Genomic DNA, 19430 nt, shown 5'->3' on the forward strand with positions numbered 1-19430 from the left:
TTTAACGCCTGCAAGCAAGAACCTGTGGGAGCGGCCCGTGCCCGCGACCACCGGTAAAGCCGCTGTCATCTCCCCCATCGCCCGATATCAGCGCGGTCAATGTTGGCAGACGTATCCTCGATCCCCCTCTAGATTCGTGTGGCGTGCTGGAAGCCCCGAACAACAATAACGAGGGACCAAACGATGCCGACCGCCACCCAAGCGAACAACGCCTGGCGCATCCTGTTTCTGCTGTTCCTGGCCAACCTGTTCAACTTCTTCGACCGTACCATCCCCGCCATCATCATCGAGCCGATCCGCCTGGAGTGGCACCTGAGTGACTTTCAGATCGGCCTGATCGGCACCGCCTTCACCTTGGTCTACGCCATCGCCGGCCTGCCGCTGGCGCGCCTGGCCGACACCGGTTCACGCAGCCGGCTGATGGGCTGGGGCTTGATGGCGTGGAGCGGGCTGACCGCAGTCAACGGCATGGTCGGCAGCTTCTGGAGCTTCCTGCTGGTGCGCATGGGCGTGGGCATTGGTGAGGCCAGCTATGCGCCCGCCGCCAATTCGCTGATCGGCGACCTGTTCCCGGCCGAGCGACGGGCCCGGGCGATGGGCATCTTCATGCTCGGCCTGCCGCTGGGCCTGTTGCTGGCGTTTTTCACCATCGGTGCCATGGTGCAGGCTTTCGGCAGCTGGCGCGCGCCGTTCTTCATCGCCGCCGTGCCCGGCGTGCTGCTGGCGCTGTTCCTGTTCATGATTCGCGAACCCGCACGCGGCGCGGCAGAGGCAGTAGCCATTTCCCAGGCACCGGTGGACCGCCCCCTGCGCCGTGTACTGAGTGTGCCCACCTTCGCCTGGCTGGTACTGGCCGGCCTGACGTTCAATTTCGCCTCGTATGCTTGCAACTCGTTCATGGTACCGATGCTGCAGCGCTACTTCGAGTTGCCACTGCAGCAGGCCGCAGTGGCCACCGGGATGATCGTCGGCCTCACCGGCCTGGTGGGCCTGACCCTCGGCGGCTGGGTGGCCGACAAGGTGCACCAGCGCTTCGCCAGCGGCCGGCTGATGTTCGCCGTGCTGAGCATGCTGGCGGCCACGTTGGCCACCGCCTGGGCGCTGCACGCCGGGCGCATCGAGCTGGGCCTGTTCGTCGCCGTGTTCGGTGTGGGCTGGTTGTTCTCGTACAACTTCTACACCTGCGTGTACACCGCTATTCAGGACGTGGTGCAGCCCCGCCTGCGGGCCACGGCGATGGCGCTGTACTTCGCCGGGCTGTACCTGCTCGGCGGCGGCTTGGGGCCAGTGGTGGTCGGTGGGCTGTCGGACCACTTTGCGGTTGCGGCCATGATTGCTGCGGGGGAGGTGGTGATGAGCGAAGCGTTCAAGGCCGAAGGGCTGCATGACGCGATGTACCTGATCCCCGTGGCATTGATGCTGACCATGGTGTTTCTGCTGGCCGCGTCGCGGTGCTTCAGCCGCGATGCGCAGCGGATGCGCGAGGGGATGCTGGCTGACAGCGAAGAGGAGGTGGGCCAAGTCGCCGAAGCCTGAGGGCCTGGCTGCGGTCTGTTGGGGAACAGTTCCCCAACAGAGCACATCGATTCAATACCTGCGATAACCCGATCATTAGTGTCCTGCGTCTGCGAGGGCTCAAGCACGCCGCTTGTCCCGTAGATGGCATTCAGCCTTGTTGCAGGTTGATGTATGGATATGGGAAGCATTAACATTTGCACCCCGCGCTTAGCCCCTTTCCTGTCAGGACTTATTCAATGGCCTCCCGCTTCCCATCACGCCCAGCCCTGCTGGCGCTCTGCTGTTCCGTAACCCTGATGGCGCAAGCGGCCGAACCGATCCAGCTCGACGCCACCGATGTTAATGCCGATGCGGTCGAGCCTAACCCCAACGCACTGCCCGAGGCCTTCGCCGGTGGCCAGGTGGCCCGTGGCGGGCAGATGGGGGTGCTGGGCAACCAGGACAACATGGATGTTCCGTTCAGCATGACCAGCTACACCGCCAAGGTGATCGAGGACCAGCAGGCCGAGGACATCGGCGATGTGCTGGCCAACGACCCTTCGGTGCGTGAGTCGTTCGGCTTCGGCAACCAGTCCAAGGTCTTCGTGATCCGTGGCCTGCCGTTGGCCGGGGACGATATTTCGTTCAACGGCCTGTACGGGATTCTGCCACGCCAGATCATGTCCACCGACGGGGTGGAGCGTGTCGAGGTGTTCAAGGGCCCGAATGCATTCCTCAACGGTGTGAGCCCGACCGGCACCGGCCTGGGCGGCAACGTCAACCTGCAGCCCAAGCGTGCCGGCGACACCCCGACACGCCGTTACACTCAAGACATCAGCTCTGACGGGCGCATTGGCGAGCACCTGGATATCGGCCAGCGTTTCGGCGAAGACAACCGCTTCGGCGCACGGGTGAACCTCAGCCAGCGCGAAGGTGAAACCGCCGTTGACGATCAGGACCAGCGCACCAAGCTGTTCATTGCCGGCCTCGACTACCGCGGCGACGGCTTGCGCGTCTCCACCGACATCGGCTACCAGAAGCAGCGCATCAATCACTTGCGCAACTCCGTGCGCCCAGGCAGCGCCACCAAGGTGCCCACCGCGCCAGATGCCAGCCACAATTACGGTCAGGATTGGAGCTACAGCGAGTCGGAAGATACCTTCGGCATGGTCCGTGGCGAATGGGACCTGAGTGAAAGCTGGACGGCCTACCTGGCTGGCGGCGCTCGACACACGCGCGAGCATGGCACCTATGGCACCCCGGTGCTGGTGGGTAACAGTGGCACTGCGACCATCGCAGGCTCCGACATCGTCCACGGCGAAGACAACACCAGTTTCAGCACCGGCCTGAACGGCCGCCTACAGACCGGCCCGTTCAGTCACCAAATCGCCGTGGGCGCCACCAGCATGTGGACGCAACAGAAAAACGCCTACACCTTCTACCGTTCCACCGCCGGCAACACCAATATCTACGATCACGTGGCACTGCCAAAGCCCACCGATGTCAGCATTACCGGTGGCGAGATGGGCGACCCTGGTGTGACTGGCAAGACCCGCAACCGCAGCATTGCCATCTCCGATACGGTCGGCATGTTCGACGACCGCCTCTTGGTGACGTACGGCGTGCGTCGCCAGCAGTTGCGAGTGGAAAATTACTTCTACGATGGCACGACCCCCAATAGCGCTACCAACCCCTCGAAAGACGGCAGCCGCAATGGCGACCCCTATGAGAAAAGCGTCACCACGCCGGTCTACGGCATCGTGTTCAAGGCTACCGACAGCATTTCGTTGTACGCAAACCGTATTGAAGGCTTGGCCCAGGGCCCAACCGCGCCGGCTAATACCGTCAACGCAGGCCAGATGTTCCCGCCCGGTCGCACTAAGCAACTCGAGGCGGGCATCAAGCTCGACAAGCAGACCTATGGTGCAAACCTTGCGGTATTCCGTATTGAAAAACCCTCGGACGGCTACACACTGGGAAATGCGTATATCCGCGATGGCGAACAAGTCAACAAAGGTGTGGAACTGAGCGTGTTTGGCGAGCCGATCGAAGGCCTGCGCCTGATGGCCGGCGGTACCCGCATGACGTCGGAACAGAAGAAGACCTTGAACGGTGCCAACGACGGCAACCACGCCATCGGTGTACCGACCTTCCAGCTGAACGCCAGCGTGGATTGGGATGTACCCGGCGTGCCGGGCCTGGCGCTCAACGCTCGGATGCTGCGCACTGGCGGCCAGTATGTCGACGCCGCCAACAACCTCAGCCTGCCAACCTGGAACCGCTTCGACGCCGGTGCTCGGTACACGCTGAAGGTCGCCGAAAAAGACCTGACCCTGCGGGTGAACGTGGAAAACCTCACCGACAAGAACTACTGGGCCTCGGCCAACGGCGGCTACATGACCCAAGGTGACCCACGGTTGGTGAAGTTCTCGGGCACGATTGATTTCTAAATGGCAACGTTGCCCATAATGGCATTGGGTGTGGTGATGCTCGAAGCGTCACCACCCAGGCAACGCACATTGGAGAGTAATTGGTGCGCGGCTCTGCCGGCATCTGCCTCCAGATCAACGCCGGCTGGACCACAAGAAAAGGCTTAGATCTGATTTTTTCCAGCTTCAGGTTCTAGAAACGCCGCCTCCAGCAACTGCTGCGTATAGGCATGCTGCGGCGCATGGAATATCGACTGGGCATCCCCTTGTTCCACCACATGCCCATGCTTGATAACCATCAGCTGATGACTCAGCGCTTTGACTACCGCCAGGTCATGGCTGATGAACAGATACGTCAGGTTGTACTTCTGCTGCAAATTGCGCAGCAGCTCCACCACCTGCCGCTGCACGGTCCGGTCCAGGGCCGAGGTGGGCTCATCCAGCAGAATCAACGCCGGTTTCAACACCAGTGCCCGAGCAATCGCAATCCGCTGCCGCTGCCCGCCAGAGAACTCATGGGGGTAGCGGTGCCGCGTGCGCGGGTCCAGCCCCACTTCCTCCAGGGCTGCAACAATCGCCGCTTCCTGCTCCTCGGCGGTACCGATCTTGTGAATCCGTAACCCCTCGCCGACGATATCCGCCACACACATGCGCGGGCTCAGGCTGCCAAACGGGTCCTGGAACACCACCTGCATTTCCCGCCGAAGCGGTCGCACTTCCTTCTGATTCAGGCCTTCGAGTGATTGCCCGTGGAAGCGGATGCCACCCTGGCTCGAAATCAAGCGCAAGATCGCCAAGCCAAGCGTCGACTTGCCCGAGCCGGATTCACCGACGATCCCCAGTGTCTGCCCCTGCGGCAGGCTGAAATTGATGCCGTCCACGGCCTTCACATGGTCAACCGTGCGCCGCAGCAACCCCTTCTTGATCGGGAACCACACCTTGAGGTCATTCACCTCCAGCAACGGTGCCCCCACCGGGTTATGCGCGGGGCCGCCACTGGGCTCGGCATTGATCAGCATCTGCGTGTAGTGGTGCTGCGGTGCGCTGAACAGGGTGGCGCAATCCGCCTCTTCGACAATCTTGCCGCGCTGCATTACGCAGACGCGGTGCGCAATCCGCCGCACCAGATTGAGGTCGTGGCTGATCAGCAACAGTGCCATGCCCAAGCGCGCTTGCAGCGCCTTGAGCAGGTCCAGAATCTTCAGCTGTACGGTCACGTCGAGTGCCGTGGTGGGTTCATCGGCAATCAACAGCTCCGGCTCGTTGGCCAGTGCCATGGCAATCATCACCCGCTGCCGCTGCCCGCCGGACAGTTCGTGTGGCAGTGCCTTCAGGCGCTTGCGCGGCTCCGGGATGCCGACCAGTTCCAGCAACTCCAGCGTGCGCGCCGTGGCCGCCTTGCCGGTCAGGCCTTTGTGTATCAGCAAGATCTCGTTGATCTGTTTTTCGATGCAATGCAGCGGGTTCAGCGAGGTCATCGGCTCCTGGAAGATCATCGCAATCCGGTTGCCGCGAATGCGTTGCATGGCCTTCTCGCCTTGCTGCAGCAGGTCCTTGCCTTCATAGCCGATGGTGCCGCTGGGGTGGCGCGCCAACGGGTAGGGCAGCAAGCGCAGGATCGAGTGGGCGGTGACCGACTTGCCCGAACCACTCTCGCCGACCAACGCCAGGGTCTCGCCCTTGCGGATATCGAAGCTGATGCCATCGACCACCCGGTTGACTTGGTCGCCGGTAACGAACTCCACCGCCAGGTCGCGCACTTCGATCAGGTTCTGTTCGCTCATTTCACTTCCTCGGGTCGAAGGCATCGCGGGCGGATTCGCCGATGAACACCAGCAGGCTCAACATGATTGCCAGCACGGCGAAGGCGCTGATGCCCAGCCACGGCGCCTGCAGGTTGGACTTGCCCTGGGCGACCAGCTCGCCCAGCGACGGCGCGCCGGGTGGCAGGCCGAAGCCGAGGAAGTCGAGGGCGGTGAGGGTGCCGATGGCGCCGGTGAGGATGAACGGCATGAAGGTCATGGTCGAGATCATCGCGTTGGGCAGGATATGCCGGTACATGATCGCGCCGTTACGCATCCCTAAGGCGCGGGCGGCGCGCACATATTCGAGGTTGCGCCCACGCAGGAACTCGGCGCGCACCACGTCCACCAGGCTCATCCAGGAGAACAGCAGCATGATGCCCAGCAGCCACCAGAAATTGGGTTGCACGAAGCTGGCAAGGATGATCAGCAGGTACAACACCGGCAGGCCCGACCAGATCTCCAGGAAGCGCTGGCCGACCAGGTCGACCCAGCCGCCGTAGAAGCCTTGCAGCGCACCGGCGATGACGCCGACGATGGAACTGAGGATGGTCAAGGTGAGCGCGAACAGCACCGAAATGCGGAAGCCGTAGATCACCCGCGCCAGCACGTCGCGGCCTTGGTCGTCGGTGCCCAGCAGGTTGTCCGCCGAGGGCGGGGCGGGTGCGGGCACCCGCAGGTCGTAATTGATGCTCTGGTAGCTGAACGGGATCGGTGCCCACAGCACGAAGCTGTCCTTGTTGGCCAATAGCTCGCGGATGTATGGGCTCTTGTAGTTGGCTTCCAGCGGGAATTCGCCACCGAAAGTGGTCTCCGGGTAGCGCTTGAACGCCGGGAAATACCACTCGCCGTCGTAGCGCACGGCAATGGGTTTGTCGTTGGCGATCAGCTCGGCACCCAGGCTCAGGCCGAACAGGATCAGGAACAGCCACAGCGACCACCAGCCCCGGCGGTTGGCCTTGAAGCGCTCGAAGCGCCGGCGGTTGAGAGGGGACAAAGCCATGTCAGTGCTCCCGGCTGGCGAAGTCGATGCGCGGATCGACCAGGGTGTAAGTGAGGTCGCCGATCAGTTTCACCACCAACCCCAGCAGGGTGAAGATGAACAGGGTGCCGAACACCACCGGATAATCGCGGTTGATTGCCGCCTCGAAGCTCATCAGGCCCAGCCCGTCGAGGGAAAAGATCACCTCGATCAGCAGGGAGCCGGTGAAGAAGATGCCGATGAACGCCGAGGGGAAGCCGGCGATCACCAGCAGCATGGCATTACGGAACACGTGGCCGTACAGCACCCGCGGGCGGCTCAGGCCCTTGGCTTTGGCAGTGACCACGTACTGCTTGTTGATCTCGTCGAGGAAGCTGTTCTTGGTCAGCAGGGTCATGGTGGCGAAGTTGCCGATCACCAACGCGGTGATCGGCAGCACCAGGTGCCAGAAGTAGTCGAGCACCTTGCCGGTGGTGGACAGCTCGTCAAAGTTGTTCGAGGTCAGCCCGCGCAGTGGGAACCAGTCGAAGTAGCTGCCGCCGGCGAACAATACGATCAGCAGGATGGCGAACAGGAACGCGGGGATGGCGTAGCCGACGATGATCGCCGAGCTGGTCCACACATCGAAGTGGCTGCCGTGGCGCACCGCTTTGGCTATCCCTAACGGGATCGACACCAGGTACATGATCAGCGTGCTCCACAGCCCCAGCGATATCGACACCGGCATCTTCTCGGCAATCAGGTCAATGACCTTGGCGTCGCGGAAGAAGCTGTCGCCGAAGTCCAGCTGGGCGTAGTTCTTGACCATGATCCACAGCCGCTCGGGCGGTGACTTGTCGAAGCCGTACATGCGCTCGATCTCGGCGATCAGGGCCGGGTCCAAGCCCTGGGCACCGCGGTAGTTGGAGCCGGCCACGGACACCTCGGCGCCGCCACCGGCAATGCGGCTGGTGGCGGCCTCGAAGCCTTCGAGCTTGGCGATCATCTGCTCGACCGGGCCGCCGGGGGCGGCCTGGACGATGATGAAGTTGATGACCAGGATGCCGAACAGGGTCGGGATGATCAGCAGCAGACGGCGCAGGATGTAGGCCAGCATGTCAGTTGGCCTCTTCCACGGGTGCTTCGGTCACGGCGGGCGTGACGCCTGGTTTGATCCACCAGGTGTCGATGCCGACGTCGTACTTGGGTGAAACCTTGGGGTGACCGATGTGGTTCCAGTAGGCCACGCGCCAGGTCTTGATGTGCCAGTTGGGGATCACGTAGTAGCCCCACAGCAGCACGCGGTCGAGGGCGCGGCTGTGGTTGATCAGGCTCTGGCGCGAGTCGGCGTTGATCAGTTGCTCGACCAGTTGATCGATGGCCGGGTCGCGCAGGCCGATGAAGTTGCGGCTGCCAGGGTTGTCTGCAGCGGCGCTGGACCAGAACTCGCGCTGCTCGTTGCCGGGCGAGTTGGATTGCGGGTAGCCACCGACGATCAGGTCGAAGTCGCGTGAACGCAGGCGGGTGATGTATTGCGATACGTCGACGCGGCGGATATTCAGCTCGATGCCCAGGTCGGCCAGGTTGCGCTTGAACGGCAGCAGGATGCGCTCGAATTCGGTCTGGGCAAGCAGAAATTCGATGGATACGGGCTTGCCGTCCTTGTCGACCATCTTGTCGTTGACGATCTTCCAGCCGGCTTCCTGCAGCAATTTGTAAGCCTGGCGTTGCTGCTCGCGGATCATGCCGCTGCCGTCGGTGACCGGGTTGTGGAAGGCCTCGCTGAAGACCTGCTCGGGTACCTTGCCGCGCAGCGGTTCGAGGATCTTCAACTCGTCAGGGGAGGGCAGGCCCTTGGCGGCCATCTCGGAGTTTTCGAAGTAGCTGCCGGTGCGGGTATAGGCGCCGTTGAACAGTTGCTTGTTGGTCCACTCGAAGTCCAGCAGCAGGCTCAGCGCCTGGCGCACGCGGATGTCCTGGAAGACCGGTTTGCGCAGGTTGAAGACGAAACCCTGCATGCCGGTGGGGTTGCCGTTGGGCAATTCTTCCTTGATCAGGCGGCCGTCGCGCACTGCAGGTACGTTGTAGGCGGTGGCCCAGTTTTTTGCGCTGATCTCCAGCCCGTAGTCGTACTGCCCGGCCTTGAGCGCTTCCAGGGCGACGGTGTTGTCGCGGTAGGAGTCGAAGGTCATGGCGTCGAAGTTGAACTGGCCCCGGTTGATCGGCAGGTCCTTGGCCCAGTAGTCCTTGACCCGCTCGTAACGGATCGAGCGGCCGGCCTTGACCTCGGCGATCTTGTACGGGCCGCTGCCCAGCGGAATCTCCAGGTTGCCACGGTTGAAGTCGCGGCCTTGATACCAGTGCTTGGGCAGCACGGGCAGCTGGCCGAGGATCAGCGGCAGCTCGCGGTTGTTCTGGTGCTTGAACCTGAACAGGACGCGCAGCGGGTCTTCGGCGACTACTTCGGCCACGTCGCCGTAGTACTGGCGGTACAACGGCGCGCCATCCTTGATCAGGGCGTTGAAGGTGAACACCACGTCCTCGGCGCGCATCGGGTGGCCGTCGTGGAAGCGCGCCTCGGGGCGCAGGTAGAAGCGCACCCAGCTGTTGTCCGGGGCCTTCTCGATCTTGCCGGCCACCAGGCCGTACTCGGTGAACGGCTCGTCCAGGCTCTGGCGCATCAGGGTGTCGTAGATGGCGCTGACGTTTTCGGCGGCGACCCCCTTGTTGATGAAAGGGTTGAGGCTGTCGAAGCCACCAAAGCTGGACTGGCGGAAGGTGCCCCCTTTAGGCGCATCGGGGTTCACGTAGTCGAAGTGCTTGAAGTTGGCCGGGTATTTCGGCGCTTCATCGTAGAGGGTCAGCGCGTGTTGCGGGGCGGCCAGGGCCGGCAGGCTCAGGCAGGCGAGCAGCAGGCTGCCGGCCAGCTGGCGCAGGCGGTTGCTTGGCATCATTGGGCTTTCTCCGAAGTCTTGAGCCACCAGGTGTTCAGCCCGAGGGTATAGGGCGGCGTGGTGACGAAGCCGAACCGGTTGCGGTAGGCCAGGCGGTGATTGTCGAGATACCAGTTGGGGATCATGTAGTACTGCCATGAAAGCACCCGGTCCAGGGCGCGGGCGGCGGCGACCTGGTCGTCGCGGGTTCGCGCGGCGAGCAAGGTGTCGAGCAGGTGGTCGACCACCGGGTCCTTGACCCCAGCATAGTTCTTGCTGCCCTTGGTCGTGGCCTGGCTGGAGTGGAAGTACAGCCACTGTTCGAGGCCGGGGCTCAAGGTCTGGTTGAGGGTCATCAGGATCATGTCGAAATCGAACTGGTCCAGGCGTTGTTTGTACTGGGCGCGGTCGACGGTGCGCAAATGGGCGTCGATGCCGATGCTGGCCAGGTTTTCGACATAAGGTTGCAGGATGCGTTCGAGGTTGGGGTTCACCAGCAACAGTTCCATGCGCAGCTGCTGACCTTTCTTGTCCACCAGGCGCTGGCCGTCGAGCTTCCAGCCGGCCTGGCCGAGCAGGCCCAGGGCTTGGCGCAAGGTCTGGCGGCTGACGCCACGGCCATCGGTGTGGCTGACCTGGTAGGGCTGGGTGAACAGCTTTTCGGGTAGCTGATCGCGGAACGGCGCCAGCAGCAGCCATTCCTTGCCCGTGGGCAAGCCCGAGGCTGCGAACTCGCTGTTGGGGTAATAACTGGTCGAGCGGCGGTAGGCGCTGCTGAACAGCGCCCGGTTGGTCCACTCGAAATCGAGCATCAAGCCCAGCGCCTGGCGCACCCGGGCGTCACTGAAGGTGGCCCGGCGGCTGTTCATGAACAAGCCCTGGGTCTGGGTCGGGATGCGGTGCGGGATCTGCGCCTTGATCACTTCGCCACGGCGCACCGCTGGGAAGTTGTAACCGTTGGCCCAGTTCTTCGCCTGGTGCTCGATATAGATGTCGAACTCGCCGGCCTTGAAGGCTTCGAAGGCCACCGTGGCATCGCGGTAGAACTCATAATCAACGCGGTTGAAGTTGTACTTGCCGCGGTTTACCGCCAGGTCCTTGCCCCAGTAGTTCTTCACGCGCTCGAACACCAGCCGCCGGCCAGGCTGCACCTGGGTGATGCGATAGGGGCCGCTCCCCAGCGGCGGCTCGAAGGTGGTGGCCTGGAAGTCGCGGCCTTGCCAGTAGTGCTTGGGCAGTACCGGCATTTCACCCAGGCGCAGGATCAGCAGCGGGTTGCCGGCGCGCTTGAAGACGAAGCGGATACGCTGCGGGCCGAGGATGTCGACGCGCTGCACTTCCTGCAGGTTGGTGCGGTAGATCGGGTGGCCTTCCTTGAGCAGGGTGCGGTACGAGAAGGCCACGTCTGCCGAGGTGATCGGCTGGCCATCGTGCCAGTGCGCTTCCGGGCGCAGGTTGAACACCACCCAGCTGCGGTCCTCGCTGTACTCCACCGAACGCGCGATCAGGCCGTAGCTGGAGGTGGGTTCGTCGCCGGAGGGGTCGTACTGGCCAGTGCCGACCATCAGCGTTTCATTCAGTTCGCTGATGCCGTACTGCAGGAAATTCGGCGTGGTGACCGGGCTGGAGCCCTTGAAAGTATAGGGGTTGAGCGTGTCGAAGGTGCCGAATGCCATGGCCCGCAAGGTGCCGCCCTTGGGCGCTTGCGGGTTGACCCAGTCGAAGTGGGTGAATGTGGCTGGGTACTTGAGCGTGCCGAACTGCGCGTATCCGTGGCTTTCGCTCACCATCGCGGCTGCGGGAAAGCTCAAGGCCAGGCTGAGTGACAGCAGGAGGGGACGTATCAAGTCGGCATCCGATCCAGAGGCGTTGGGCTTTGGTCGGGGTACAGTAACAGCTTGGCGGGGTTGGAAAAAGAGGATGTCAGGGGGATCGAGCGGGGCTGCAAAGCAGCCCATCGCGGGGCAGGCCCGCTTCCACGGGTACCGCGCAGTTTCAGGGCGGGATGCATAAGCTGTGGCAGCGGGCTTGCCCCGCGAATGGGGCGCGGAGCGGCCCCAGATTCACATCAATGCGACAGGTAGACGGTCAACGTCTGGCCTGGTTTCAGCGCATGCCCGCTGCGCGGATTCCAGCGCTTGAGGTGCTGCATCTCGACATTGAAACGTTTTGCCACCAAATACAGGGAGTCGCCTTTGCGCACCTTGTATTGGGTGGAGCGTTTCGAGGAGGCCGCCACCCGGTTGCCCGCCGCACTCGGTGCATTGCCACCGCGCAGCGCCAACACCTGGCCGGCCTTCACGCGGTTGCCCGGCAGCTTGTTCCAGCGCTGGATGTCCTTGACCGACACGCGGTTGGCCTTGGCGATGGCGGTCAGGTTGTCACCACGCTTCACCCGGTAGCTGCGCGCCGTTGTCGGGGCCTTGCCTTCGGCCACGGCGCGGGCGAACACGGCTTTGTTCGGCTGCAGGCTGACCAGTTGCTCGGGCTTGAGGTTGGACAGGCTGGCGGACAGCAGTTGCGCCTTGGCGGTCGGTACCAGCAGTTGCTTGGGGCCGTCCACGGTCATGCGCTTCTTGAACGCAGGGTTGAGCTGGATCAGCTCGTCTTCATCGATGTTGGCGAAGGCGGCAACCCGCGACAGGTCGAGGCGGTCGTTGATGGCGACCGCTTCGAAGTAGGGTTCGTTGGCGATCGGGTTGAGGTTCACGCCATAGGCCTCGGGGGTCGAGACCACCTGCGACAGGGCCAGCAGCTTGGGCACGTAGTCGCGGGTTTCCTGCGGCAGCGGCAGGTTCCAGTAGTCGGTCGGCAGGCCGAGCTTCTCGTTGCGCTCGATGGCCCGGCTGACGGTGCCTTCGCCGGCATTATAGGCGGCCAGGGCCAGCAGCCAGTCGCCGTTGAACATGTCATGCAGGCGGCTCAGGTAGTCCAGCGCGGCATTGGTCGATGCGGTAACGTCGCGGCGGCCGTCGTAGAAGTTGGTCTGGCGCAGGTTGAAATGGCGGCCGGTCGCCGGCATGAACTGCCACATGCCCGCGGCGCTGGCGCGCGAGTAGGCCATCGGGTTGTAGGCGCTCTCGATGGCGGGCAGCAGGGCCAGCTCCAGCGGCATGTCGCGCTCTTCGAGACGCTCGACGATGTAGTGCAGATAAAGGCTGCCGCGTTCGCCGGCGCTCTCGATGAACGTCGGGTTGCTGGCGAACCACAGGCGCTGCTGTTCGATGCGCGGGTTGACGTCGATGCTGTCCTGCAGGGCAAAACCTTGGCGCATGCGTTCCCACACATCCTGCGGCGCCTGCTCGGCGGGTTTTACCGCGAGCGGAGCCGGTTTGTGCTTGATCCGCGCCTGGTAGCTGTGTGCGCGAACACTGTCGGATTCGTCGAGCTGACGGGTGCTCTGGCAGCCCACCAGGGTGGCGGCCAGCACCAGCGCACTGATTTGGGCCAGGCGCGTCAGGGCGACTGAATGAGCGGTTCTGCGGCTACGGGAAGACATCGGCTGGGACGGGTATCCGGGCAAAAAATTTCGGCGATTCTAGAAACCGCATCCCGCCGGGTCAACCTTCGAGCACACGTTGCGATATATCTTCAGGTTATCAGAAGGTGTCCTTCCAAGACCTCAAGGCAGCAAAAACAGTGACCTGCGACGTGTTTGAATGGCCCTTCCATTCGTCTGCTTTTTGTTTAACTAATGTTTCAGCGGTACGCAGAAAAGGGTTGGTCAGGCGTTCCAGGCCAATCGTTGATGGCAAGGTGATGCGATTGTCGGCGCGCAGCCGGGTAACGTCATCGAAACGTTGCTGAACGTGGGGATTCTGCGGTTCTACGGCCTTGGCGAAGCGCAGGTTGCTCAACGTGTATTCGTGGGCGCAGTAAACTTCGGTGTGCGCTGGCAACGCCGCCAGGCGGGCGAGGGCGGGCTGCATCTGCTCCGGCGTGCCTTCGAACATGCGCCCGCAGCCGGCGGCGAACAGCGTGTCGCCGCTGAACAGCAGCGGCGTTGCAGGTTGGTCGCTGAAGTAGGCGATATGCCCCAGGGTATGGCCAGGCACGGCCAGCACCCGGAAGGTCATGCCTAGCACCTGCACCTCGTTGCCCTCATCCAGGGCCACGTCGCGGCCAGGAATACGTTCATTGGCCGGGCCGCAGACCCGCGCGCCGGTCAGCTGCTTGAGCCGCTCGACACCGCCGACATGGTCATTGTGATGGTGGGTCACCAGGATGTCCTCCAGCACCCAGCCGGGGTTGGCGGCCAGCCAGCCTTCCACCGGGCCGGCATCACCGGGATCGACCACCGCGCAGCGGCGTTTGGCAGTATCCTGTAACAACCATATGTAGTTGTCGGAGAAAGCGGGGAGAGCATCGATCTGTATCATGGTGCGGATCCGTATCGCCAAGCGTGGCACATGAGGCCATCTTAGCCGCGATGGCGCGGTGCGAGAACCTTCGAGGGAGAGCGCAATGACCGACCAAGCCTTTGCCCAGGCCGACCCGGATTGGGTCGAGCTGATCAGCCTGGCCCGTGAGTGGTTCCACGGCCCACTCGGCCAGCTGATGCTCAAGGAAGAAGAAAAACTGCTGGAAGAAGAGCTCGGGCGCTTCTTCGGCGGTTATCTGGTGCATTACGGGCCCTGTGCCGAGGCACCGCCCAGCGCCCCCCAGGTGCAGCGCAACGTGCGCCTGGGCGCGCCGCTGCCGGGGGTGGAGATCGTCTGCGAGGAGCAGGCCTGGCCCCTGAGCGAGCACGCCGCCGATGTCGTGGTGCTGCAGCATGGGCTGGATTTCAGCCTGTCGCCCCATGGCCTGCTGCGCGAGGCGGCCAGCGCCGTACGCCCGGGCGGGCACCTGCTGATCGTCGGTATCAACCCCTGGAGCAGCTGGGGCATGCGCCATTTCTTCAGCCATGGCGCGCTGCGCAAGGCCCGCTGCATCTCGCCGTCACGGGTCGGTGATTGGCTCAACCTGCTGGGCTTCGCGCTGGAGAAACGCCGCTTCGGGTGCTATCGTCCGCCGCTTGCCTCACCGGCCTGGCAACAACGCCTGGCGGGCTGGGAACGGGTGGCAGGCGGTTGGCAGAGCGCCGGCGGCGGGGTTTACCTGTTGGTGGCGCGCAAGATGGTGGTCGGCCTGAGGCCGCTGCGCCAGGAGCGCCGCGAGCCGATGGGCAAGCTGCTGCCGTTGCCACTGGCCAAGGTCAACCGCACTGCGGTCAGCCCGGATACCGAAAAGCACTGAACATGAGTGGTACATGAGCGAAAGCGTCGAGCTGTATACCGATGGTGCCTGCAAGGGCAATCCCGGCCCCGGTGGCTGGGGCGTCCTGCTGATCTACAAGGGCGTTGAAAAGGAACTGTGGGGCGGTGAACGCGAAACCACCAACAACCGCATGGAGCTGATGGCCGCGATCCAGGGCTTGATGGCGCTCAAGCGTGAATGCGAAGTGGTGCTGACCACCGACTCGCAGTACGTGATGAAGGGCATCAACGAGTGGATGGTCAACTGGAAGAAACGCGGTTGGAAGACCGCCGCGAAAGAACCGGTGAAGAACGCCGACCTGTGGCAGCAGCTGGATGAGCAGGTCAACCGCCACAAGGTCACCTGGAAGTGGGTCCGCGGGCACATCGGCCACCCGGGCAACGAGCGCGCCGACCAGCTGGCCAACCGTGGCGTCGACGAGGTGCGCGCCAAGCGCTGAGCTGGGGTACAATCCCCGGCTTTGTAACTGATGCAAGTTGGAGCGCCCCGCGTGGAGCAGCAGCAACAAGATAAACGGCTGGTCATTCTCGATACCGAAACCACCGGCATGCCGGTCAGCGAAGGCCACCGGATCATCGAGATCGGCTGTGTCGAAGTCATGGGCCGGCGCCTGACCGGGCGGCACTTCCACGTCTACCTGCAGCCCGACCGCGAGAGTGACGAGGGCGCGATCAACGTCCACGGCATCACCGACGCTTTCCTGGTCGGCAAGCCGCGCTTCGGCGATGTGGCCCAAGAGTTCTTCGAGTTCATCGAGGGCGCCACGCTGGTCATCCACAACGCGGCGTTCGACGTCGGCTTCATCAACAACGAGTTTGCCCTGTTGGGCCAGCGCGACCGCGCCGACATCTCGCAGCACTGCACCATCCTCGATACCTTGCTGCTGGCGCGTGCCCGTCATCCGGGGCAGCGCAACAGCCTCGACGCACTGTGCAAACGTTACGACATCGACAACTCCGGCCGTGAACTGCACGGCGCCTTGCTCGACTCGGAGCTGCTGGCCGACGTCTACCTGGCGATGACTGGTGGCCAGACCAGCCTGTCGTTGGCTGGCCATGGGCAAGACAGTGACAACGAAGGGCAGGGCAGTGGCGGCAGCGAGATCCGTCGGATTACCGGGCGTGCGCCGGGGCGGGTGATCATGGCCAATGCCGAGGAGCTGGAGGCACATGCCGAGCGCCTGGCGGCGGTTGCCAAGTCGGCGGGCGGGCCGTCGATGTGGCAGGCCTTGACCGAACCTTCTGCAGGCTGATCTGTAGCCTGTACGGGCTATTTCGCGGCGACTGACAACACCAGGCTCTACTACCCTGAGAAGGACGATTCGTCCTGCGGAGGTAGTTGCCTGATGTACAAGGACCTCAAGTTCCCCATCCTCATCGTCCACCGCGCCATCAAGGCCGACAGCGTTGCCGGCGAGCGCGTGCGGGGGATTGCCGAGGAACTGCGCCAGGACGGCTTTGCCATCCTCGCCGCGGCCGACAATGCCGAAGCGCGCTTGGTCGCCGCCACCCACCACGGTCTGGCGTGCGTACTGCTCGCCGCCGAAGGCATCGGCGAAAACACCCACCTGCTGCAGAACATGGCCGAGCTGATTCGCCTGGCCCGGCAACGTGCGCCGAACCTGCCGATCTTCGCCTTGGGCGAGCAGGTCACCCTGGAAAACGCCCCCGCCGAAGCCATGAGCGAGCTGAACCAGCTGCGCGGCATCCTCTACCTGTTCGAAGACACCGTGCCCTTTCTCGCGCGGCAGGTGGCGCGCGCCGCGCACATTTACCTCGATGGTTTGCTGCCGCCTTTCTTCAAGGCCTTGGTGCAGCACACTGCGCAGTCCAACTATTCCTGGCATACGCCCGGCCACGGTGGCGGTGTCGCCTACCGCAAGAGCCCGGTGGGCCAGGCATTCCATCAGTTCTTTGGCGAAAACACCCTGCGCTCCGATCTGTCCGTTTCGGTCCCAGAGCTGGGTTCGCTGCTCGACCACACTGGCCCGTTGGCCGAGGCCGAAGCGCGCGCTGCGCGCAACTTCGGCGCCGACCATACATTCTTCGTCATCAATGGCACGTCCACCGCCAACAAGATTGTCTGGCACGCCATGGTGGGCCGCGATGACCTGGTGCTGGTGGACCGCAACTGCCACAAGTCAGTGGTCCACGCGATCATCATGACCGGCGCCATCCCCATTTACCTGTGCCCTGAGCGCAATGAGCTGGGCATCATCGGGCCGATCCCGCTCAGCGAGTTCAGCCCCGAGTCGATCCAGGCCAAGGTTCAGGCCAACCCGTTGGCCAAAGGGCGCGCACCGCGCATCAAGCTGGCGGTGGTCACCAACTCGACCTACGACGGCCTGTGTTACCACGCCGGCTTGATCAAACTGGCCCTTGGTGGCAGCGCCGAGGTGCTGCACTTCGACGAAGCCTGGTTCGCCTATGCAGCGTTTCACGAATTCTTCACCGGTCGCTACGCCATGGGCACCGAGTGCACAGAGGACAGCCCACTGGTGTTCAGCACGCATTCCACGCACAAGCTGCTGGCAGCCTTCAGCCAGGCATCGATGATCCATGTGCAGGACGGTGCGCAGCGGCAACTGGACCGCGATCGCTTCAACGAAGCCTTCATGATGCACATCTCCACCTCGCCGCAGTACAGCATCCTCGCTTCACTGGATGTGGCGTCGACCATGATGGAGGGCCCTGCCGGGCGCTCGCTGCTGCAGGAGATGTTCGACGAGGCGCTGAGCTTTCGCCGCGCCCTGGCCAACCTGCGCGAACACATTGCCGCCGACGATTGGTGGTTCAGCATCTGGCAGCCACCGGCGGCCGAGGGTATCCACCGCCTGGCCGCGAAGGATTGGCAGCTGCAACCGGGGGCGCAGTGGCATGGCTTTGGTGAAGTGGCGGGCGATTACGTGCTGCTCGACCCGCTGAAGGTCACCTTGGTGATGCCAGGGCTCAGCGTTGACGGCATTCTGGGCGAGCATGGCATTCCCGCGGCGGTGGTCAGCAAGTTTCTCTGGGAGCGTGGGCTGGTGGTGGAGAAGACCGGGTTGTACAGCTTTCTGGTGCTGTTCTCGATGGGCATCACCAAGGGCAAGTGGAGCACGTTGTTGACCGAACTGCTGGAGTTCAAGCGCCACTATGATGGCAATACTGCCTTGAACCTGTGCCTCCCCAGCATCGTCGCGGTCGATGCGGCGCGCTATCAGGGTATCGGTTTGCACGATCTGTGCGACCAGTTGCATGACTGCTACCGCGTCAATGCCACCGCCAAGCAACTCAAACGGCTGTTCAGCCGCTTGCCAGAAGCAGCGCTGAGCCCCGCGCAGGCATACGACCAGATGGTGCGGGGAGAGGTGGAGGCCGTGCCGATCGAGGCGCTGCTCGGCCGTGTCGCGGCGGTGATGCTGGTGCCGTACCCGCCGGGCATTCCGCTGATCATGCCGGGCGAGCGGTTCACCGAGGCGACCCGCTCGATCCTCGACTACCTGGCATTTGCCCGTGCTTTCAACAGTGGCTTTCCTGGCTTCGTCGCCGATGTACACGGCCTGCAGAACGAAACCGGCACGTACACCGTGGATTGCGTCAAGGAATGCGAATGATCTCGACGCCGGTCTGTGCCAGTTCGAAGCGGTCTTCACCCAGGTGGTTGACCCGGTCGCCGATGGCCAGGCGATAGGTGGTGATCGGTGCACCCACGGCGCTGCCGTCAGTCTGCAGGGTGGACTCCTGGAACTCGTGCACGGGGTAGATACGGCCTTCGGCGTCACGGGCGTGGAATTGGCCGACCATTACTGCTGCCATTTAGGTGAAAACCTCTGAATTACGTAGGAAATGTCTGCTGACATAGACCGTAGAAGATACGCGGAAGTTTTCCGCGCAGGGAAAAAAAACCAAAGCGCCGAGGAACGGTCATCTATAACTACTCAGTCTCTTAACCCAGCAAAGGTGGAAATCGCCATGAGCCAGGTGTATTCGGTAGCAGTCGTCGTCGGCAGCTTGCGCAAGGATTCCTACAACCGCAAGGTGGCCGGCGCACTTGCAGAGCTGGCACCGTCCAGCCTAACCCTGAAAATCGTCGAGATCGGCGACTTGCCGTTGTACAACGAGGACGTCGAGGCTGCGGGCGTTCCTGAGCCCTGGAAACGCTTTCGCGACGAGATCCGCCGCAGCGATGCGGTGTTGTTCGTCACGCCGGAATACAACCGTTCGGTGCCCGGCGCGCTGAAGAATGCCATCGACGTGGGCTCGCGGCCCTATGGGCAAAGCGCCTGGAGCGGCAAGCCTGCGGCGGTGGTGAGCGTGTCGCCTGGGGCCGTCGGCGGGTTTGGCGCCAACCATGCCGTGCGTCAGTCGCTGGTGTTTCTCGACATGCCGTGCATGCAGATGCCAGAGGCCTATATCGGCGGGGCGGCGAGCCTGTTCGAGGACAGTGGCAAGCTCAATGACAAGACCCGACCGTTCTTGCAGGGCTTCATCGACAAGTTCGCTTCCTGGGTGAAGCTTAACCGCGCGGTTTAAGCCGGCGTCCTTGTGGGATGCCCGCCGCGGCCTCG

15 protein-coding genes are annotated in these 19430 nt (G+C 63.2%); 7 read left to right on the plus strand and 8 right to left on the minus strand.

Annotated elements, in window-relative coordinates; genetic code table 11:
- The first annotated feature begins 183 nt into the window (after positions 1–183).
- Positions 184–1536 (plus strand): spinster family MFS transporter, encoded by a 1353-nt coding sequence (locus ACIPIJ_RS27585; protein WP_401083074.1) that lies wholly within the window; start codon positions 184–186, stop codon positions 1534–1536.
- A gap of 218 nt (positions 1537–1754) precedes the next feature.
- Positions 1755–3947 carry a TonB-dependent receptor gene (locus ACIPIJ_RS27590; RefSeq protein ID WP_401083077.1) on the plus strand — a complete coding sequence of 731 codons (2193 nt, stop codon included), beginning with the start codon at positions 1755–1757 and terminating at the stop codon, positions 3945–3947.
- 143 nt (positions 3948–4090) lie between these two features.
- Here ACIPIJ_RS27590 and ACIPIJ_RS27595 read toward each other — a convergent pair whose 3' ends face one another.
- From ACIPIJ_RS27595 to gloB, 7 genes are all read right to left on the minus strand, one after another.
- Positions 4091–5710: an ABC transporter ATP-binding protein gene (locus ACIPIJ_RS27595; protein WP_401083080.1), complete on the minus strand. Its 1620-nt coding sequence runs from the start codon at positions 5708–5710 to the stop codon at positions 4091–4093.
- Between the two features lies 1 nt (position 5711).
- Positions 5712–6731 (minus strand): ABC transporter permease, encoded by a 1020-nt coding sequence (locus ACIPIJ_RS27600; RefSeq protein ID WP_401083083.1) that lies wholly within the window; start codon positions 6729–6731, stop codon positions 5712–5714.
- 1 nt (position 6732) lies between these two features.
- Positions 6733–7806: a microcin C ABC transporter permease YejB gene (locus ACIPIJ_RS27605; RefSeq protein WP_401083086.1), complete on the minus strand. Its 1074-nt coding sequence runs from the start codon at positions 7804–7806 to the stop codon at positions 6733–6735.
- Between the two features lies 1 nt (position 7807).
- A complete protein-coding gene (locus tag ACIPIJ_RS27610) occupies positions 7808–9643 on the minus strand; it encodes an extracellular solute-binding protein (RefSeq protein WP_401083089.1) in 1836 nt (611 codons plus the stop codon).
- Positions 9640–11469, minus strand: a complete 1830-nt coding sequence (locus tag ACIPIJ_RS27615; RefSeq protein WP_401083092.1) for an extracellular solute-binding protein — start codon at positions 11467–11469, stop codon at positions 9640–9642. The genes ACIPIJ_RS27610 and ACIPIJ_RS27615 overlap by 4 nt, the downstream gene beginning before the upstream one ends.
- Positions 11470–11690: 221 nt before the next feature.
- Positions 11691–13121, minus strand: a complete 1431-nt coding sequence (locus tag ACIPIJ_RS27620; RefSeq protein WP_401083095.1) for a transglycosylase SLT domain-containing protein — start codon at positions 13119–13121, stop codon at positions 11691–11693.
- 100 nt (positions 13122–13221) lie between these two features.
- Positions 13222–14001: a hydroxyacylglutathione hydrolase gene (gene gloB / locus ACIPIJ_RS27625; protein ID WP_401083097.1), complete on the minus strand. Its 780-nt coding sequence runs from the start codon at positions 13999–14001 to the stop codon at positions 13222–13224.
- 85 nt (positions 14002–14086) lie between these two features.
- On the opposite strand from gloB, the gene ACIPIJ_RS27630 reads away from it, so the two are divergent.
- From ACIPIJ_RS27630 to ACIPIJ_RS27645, 4 genes are all read left to right on the plus strand, one after another.
- Positions 14087–14860, plus strand: a complete 774-nt coding sequence (locus ACIPIJ_RS27630; RefSeq protein WP_401083100.1) for a class I SAM-dependent methyltransferase — start codon at positions 14087–14089, stop codon at positions 14858–14860.
- Positions 14861–14873: 13 nt separating this feature from the next.
- Positions 14874–15320: a ribonuclease HI gene (gene rnhA, locus ACIPIJ_RS27635; protein WP_401083103.1), complete on the plus strand. Its 447-nt coding sequence runs from the start codon at positions 14874–14876 to the stop codon at positions 15318–15320.
- Between the two features lie 108 nt (positions 15321–15428).
- Positions 15429–16133, plus strand: a complete 705-nt coding sequence (gene dnaQ / locus ACIPIJ_RS27640) for a DNA polymerase III subunit epsilon (RefSeq protein ID WP_401083203.1) — start codon at positions 15429–15431, stop codon at positions 16131–16133.
- Between the two features lie 93 nt (positions 16134–16226).
- The gene (locus ACIPIJ_RS27645; protein ID WP_401083105.1) at positions 16227–18476 is read left to right on the plus strand and encodes an Orn/Lys/Arg decarboxylase N-terminal domain-containing protein; all 2250 of its coding nucleotides are present in this window, start codon (positions 16227–16229) and stop codon (positions 18474–18476) included.
- On the opposite strand, the gene ACIPIJ_RS27650 is transcribed toward ACIPIJ_RS27645, so the two are convergent.
- The gene (locus ACIPIJ_RS27650; RefSeq protein WP_401083108.1) at positions 18460–18678 is read right to left on the minus strand and encodes a hypothetical protein; all 219 of its coding nucleotides are present in this window, start codon (positions 18676–18678) and stop codon (positions 18460–18462) included. The genes ACIPIJ_RS27645 and ACIPIJ_RS27650 overlap by 17 nt on opposite strands.
- 156 nt (positions 18679–18834) lie before the next feature.
- Between ACIPIJ_RS27650 and ACIPIJ_RS27655 the strand changes: the two genes are divergently transcribed.
- A complete protein-coding gene (locus ACIPIJ_RS27655; RefSeq protein ID WP_401083111.1) occupies positions 18835–19395 on the plus strand; it encodes an NADPH-dependent FMN reductase in 561 nt (186 codons plus the stop codon).
- The last annotated feature ends 35 nt before the right edge of the window (positions 19396–19430 follow it).

The organism is Pseudomonas sp. NPDC087185 (assembly GCF_044744955.1).
Taxonomy (GTDB): Bacteria; Pseudomonadota; Gammaproteobacteria; order Pseudomonadales; family Pseudomonadaceae; genus Aquipseudomonas.

Coding starts and splice junctions, on each gene's coding strand:
- ACIPIJ_RS27585 (WP_401083074.1), top strand. CDS start 184: ATGCCGACCGCCACCCAAGCGAACAACGCCTGGCGCATCCTGTTTCTG.
- ACIPIJ_RS27590 (WP_401083077.1), top strand. CDS start 1,755: ATGGCCTCCCGCTTCCCATCACGCCCAGCCCTGCTGGCGCTCTGCTGT.
- ACIPIJ_RS27595 (WP_401083080.1), bottom strand. CDS start 5,710: ATGAGCGAACAGAACCTGATCGAAGTGCGCGACCTGGCGGTGGAGTTC.
- ACIPIJ_RS27600 (WP_401083083.1), bottom strand. CDS start 6,731: ATGGCTTTGTCCCCTCTCAACCGCCGGCGCTTCGAGCGCTTCAAGGCC.
- ACIPIJ_RS27605 (WP_401083086.1), bottom strand. CDS start 7,806: ATGCTGGCCTACATCCTGCGCCGTCTGCTGCTGATCATCCCGACCCTG.
- ACIPIJ_RS27610 (WP_401083089.1), bottom strand. CDS start 9,643: ATGATGCCAAGCAACCGCCTGCGCCAGCTGGCCGGCAGCCTGCTGCTC.
- ACIPIJ_RS27620 (WP_401083095.1), bottom strand. CDS start 13,121: ATGTCTTCCCGTAGCCGCAGAACCGCTCATTCAGTCGCCCTGACGCGC.
- gloB (WP_401083097.1), bottom strand. CDS start 14,001: ATGATACAGATCGATGCTCTCCCCGCTTTCTCCGACAACTACATATGG.
- ACIPIJ_RS27630 (WP_401083100.1), top strand. CDS start 14,087: ATGACCGACCAAGCCTTTGCCCAGGCCGACCCGGATTGGGTCGAGCTG.
- rnhA (WP_401083103.1), top strand. CDS start 14,874: ATGAGCGAAAGCGTCGAGCTGTATACCGATGGTGCCTGCAAGGGCAAT.
- dnaQ (WP_401083203.1), top strand. CDS start 15,429: ATGCCGGTCAGCGAAGGCCACCGGATCATCGAGATCGGCTGTGTCGAA.
- ACIPIJ_RS27645 (WP_401083105.1), top strand. CDS start 16,227: ATGTACAAGGACCTCAAGTTCCCCATCCTCATCGTCCACCGCGCCATC.
- ACIPIJ_RS27650 (WP_401083108.1), bottom strand. CDS start 18,678: ATGGCAGCAGTAATGGTCGGCCAATTCCACGCCCGTGACGCCGAAGGC.
- ACIPIJ_RS27655 (WP_401083111.1), top strand. CDS start 18,835: ATGAGCCAGGTGTATTCGGTAGCAGTCGTCGTCGGCAGCTTGCGCAAG.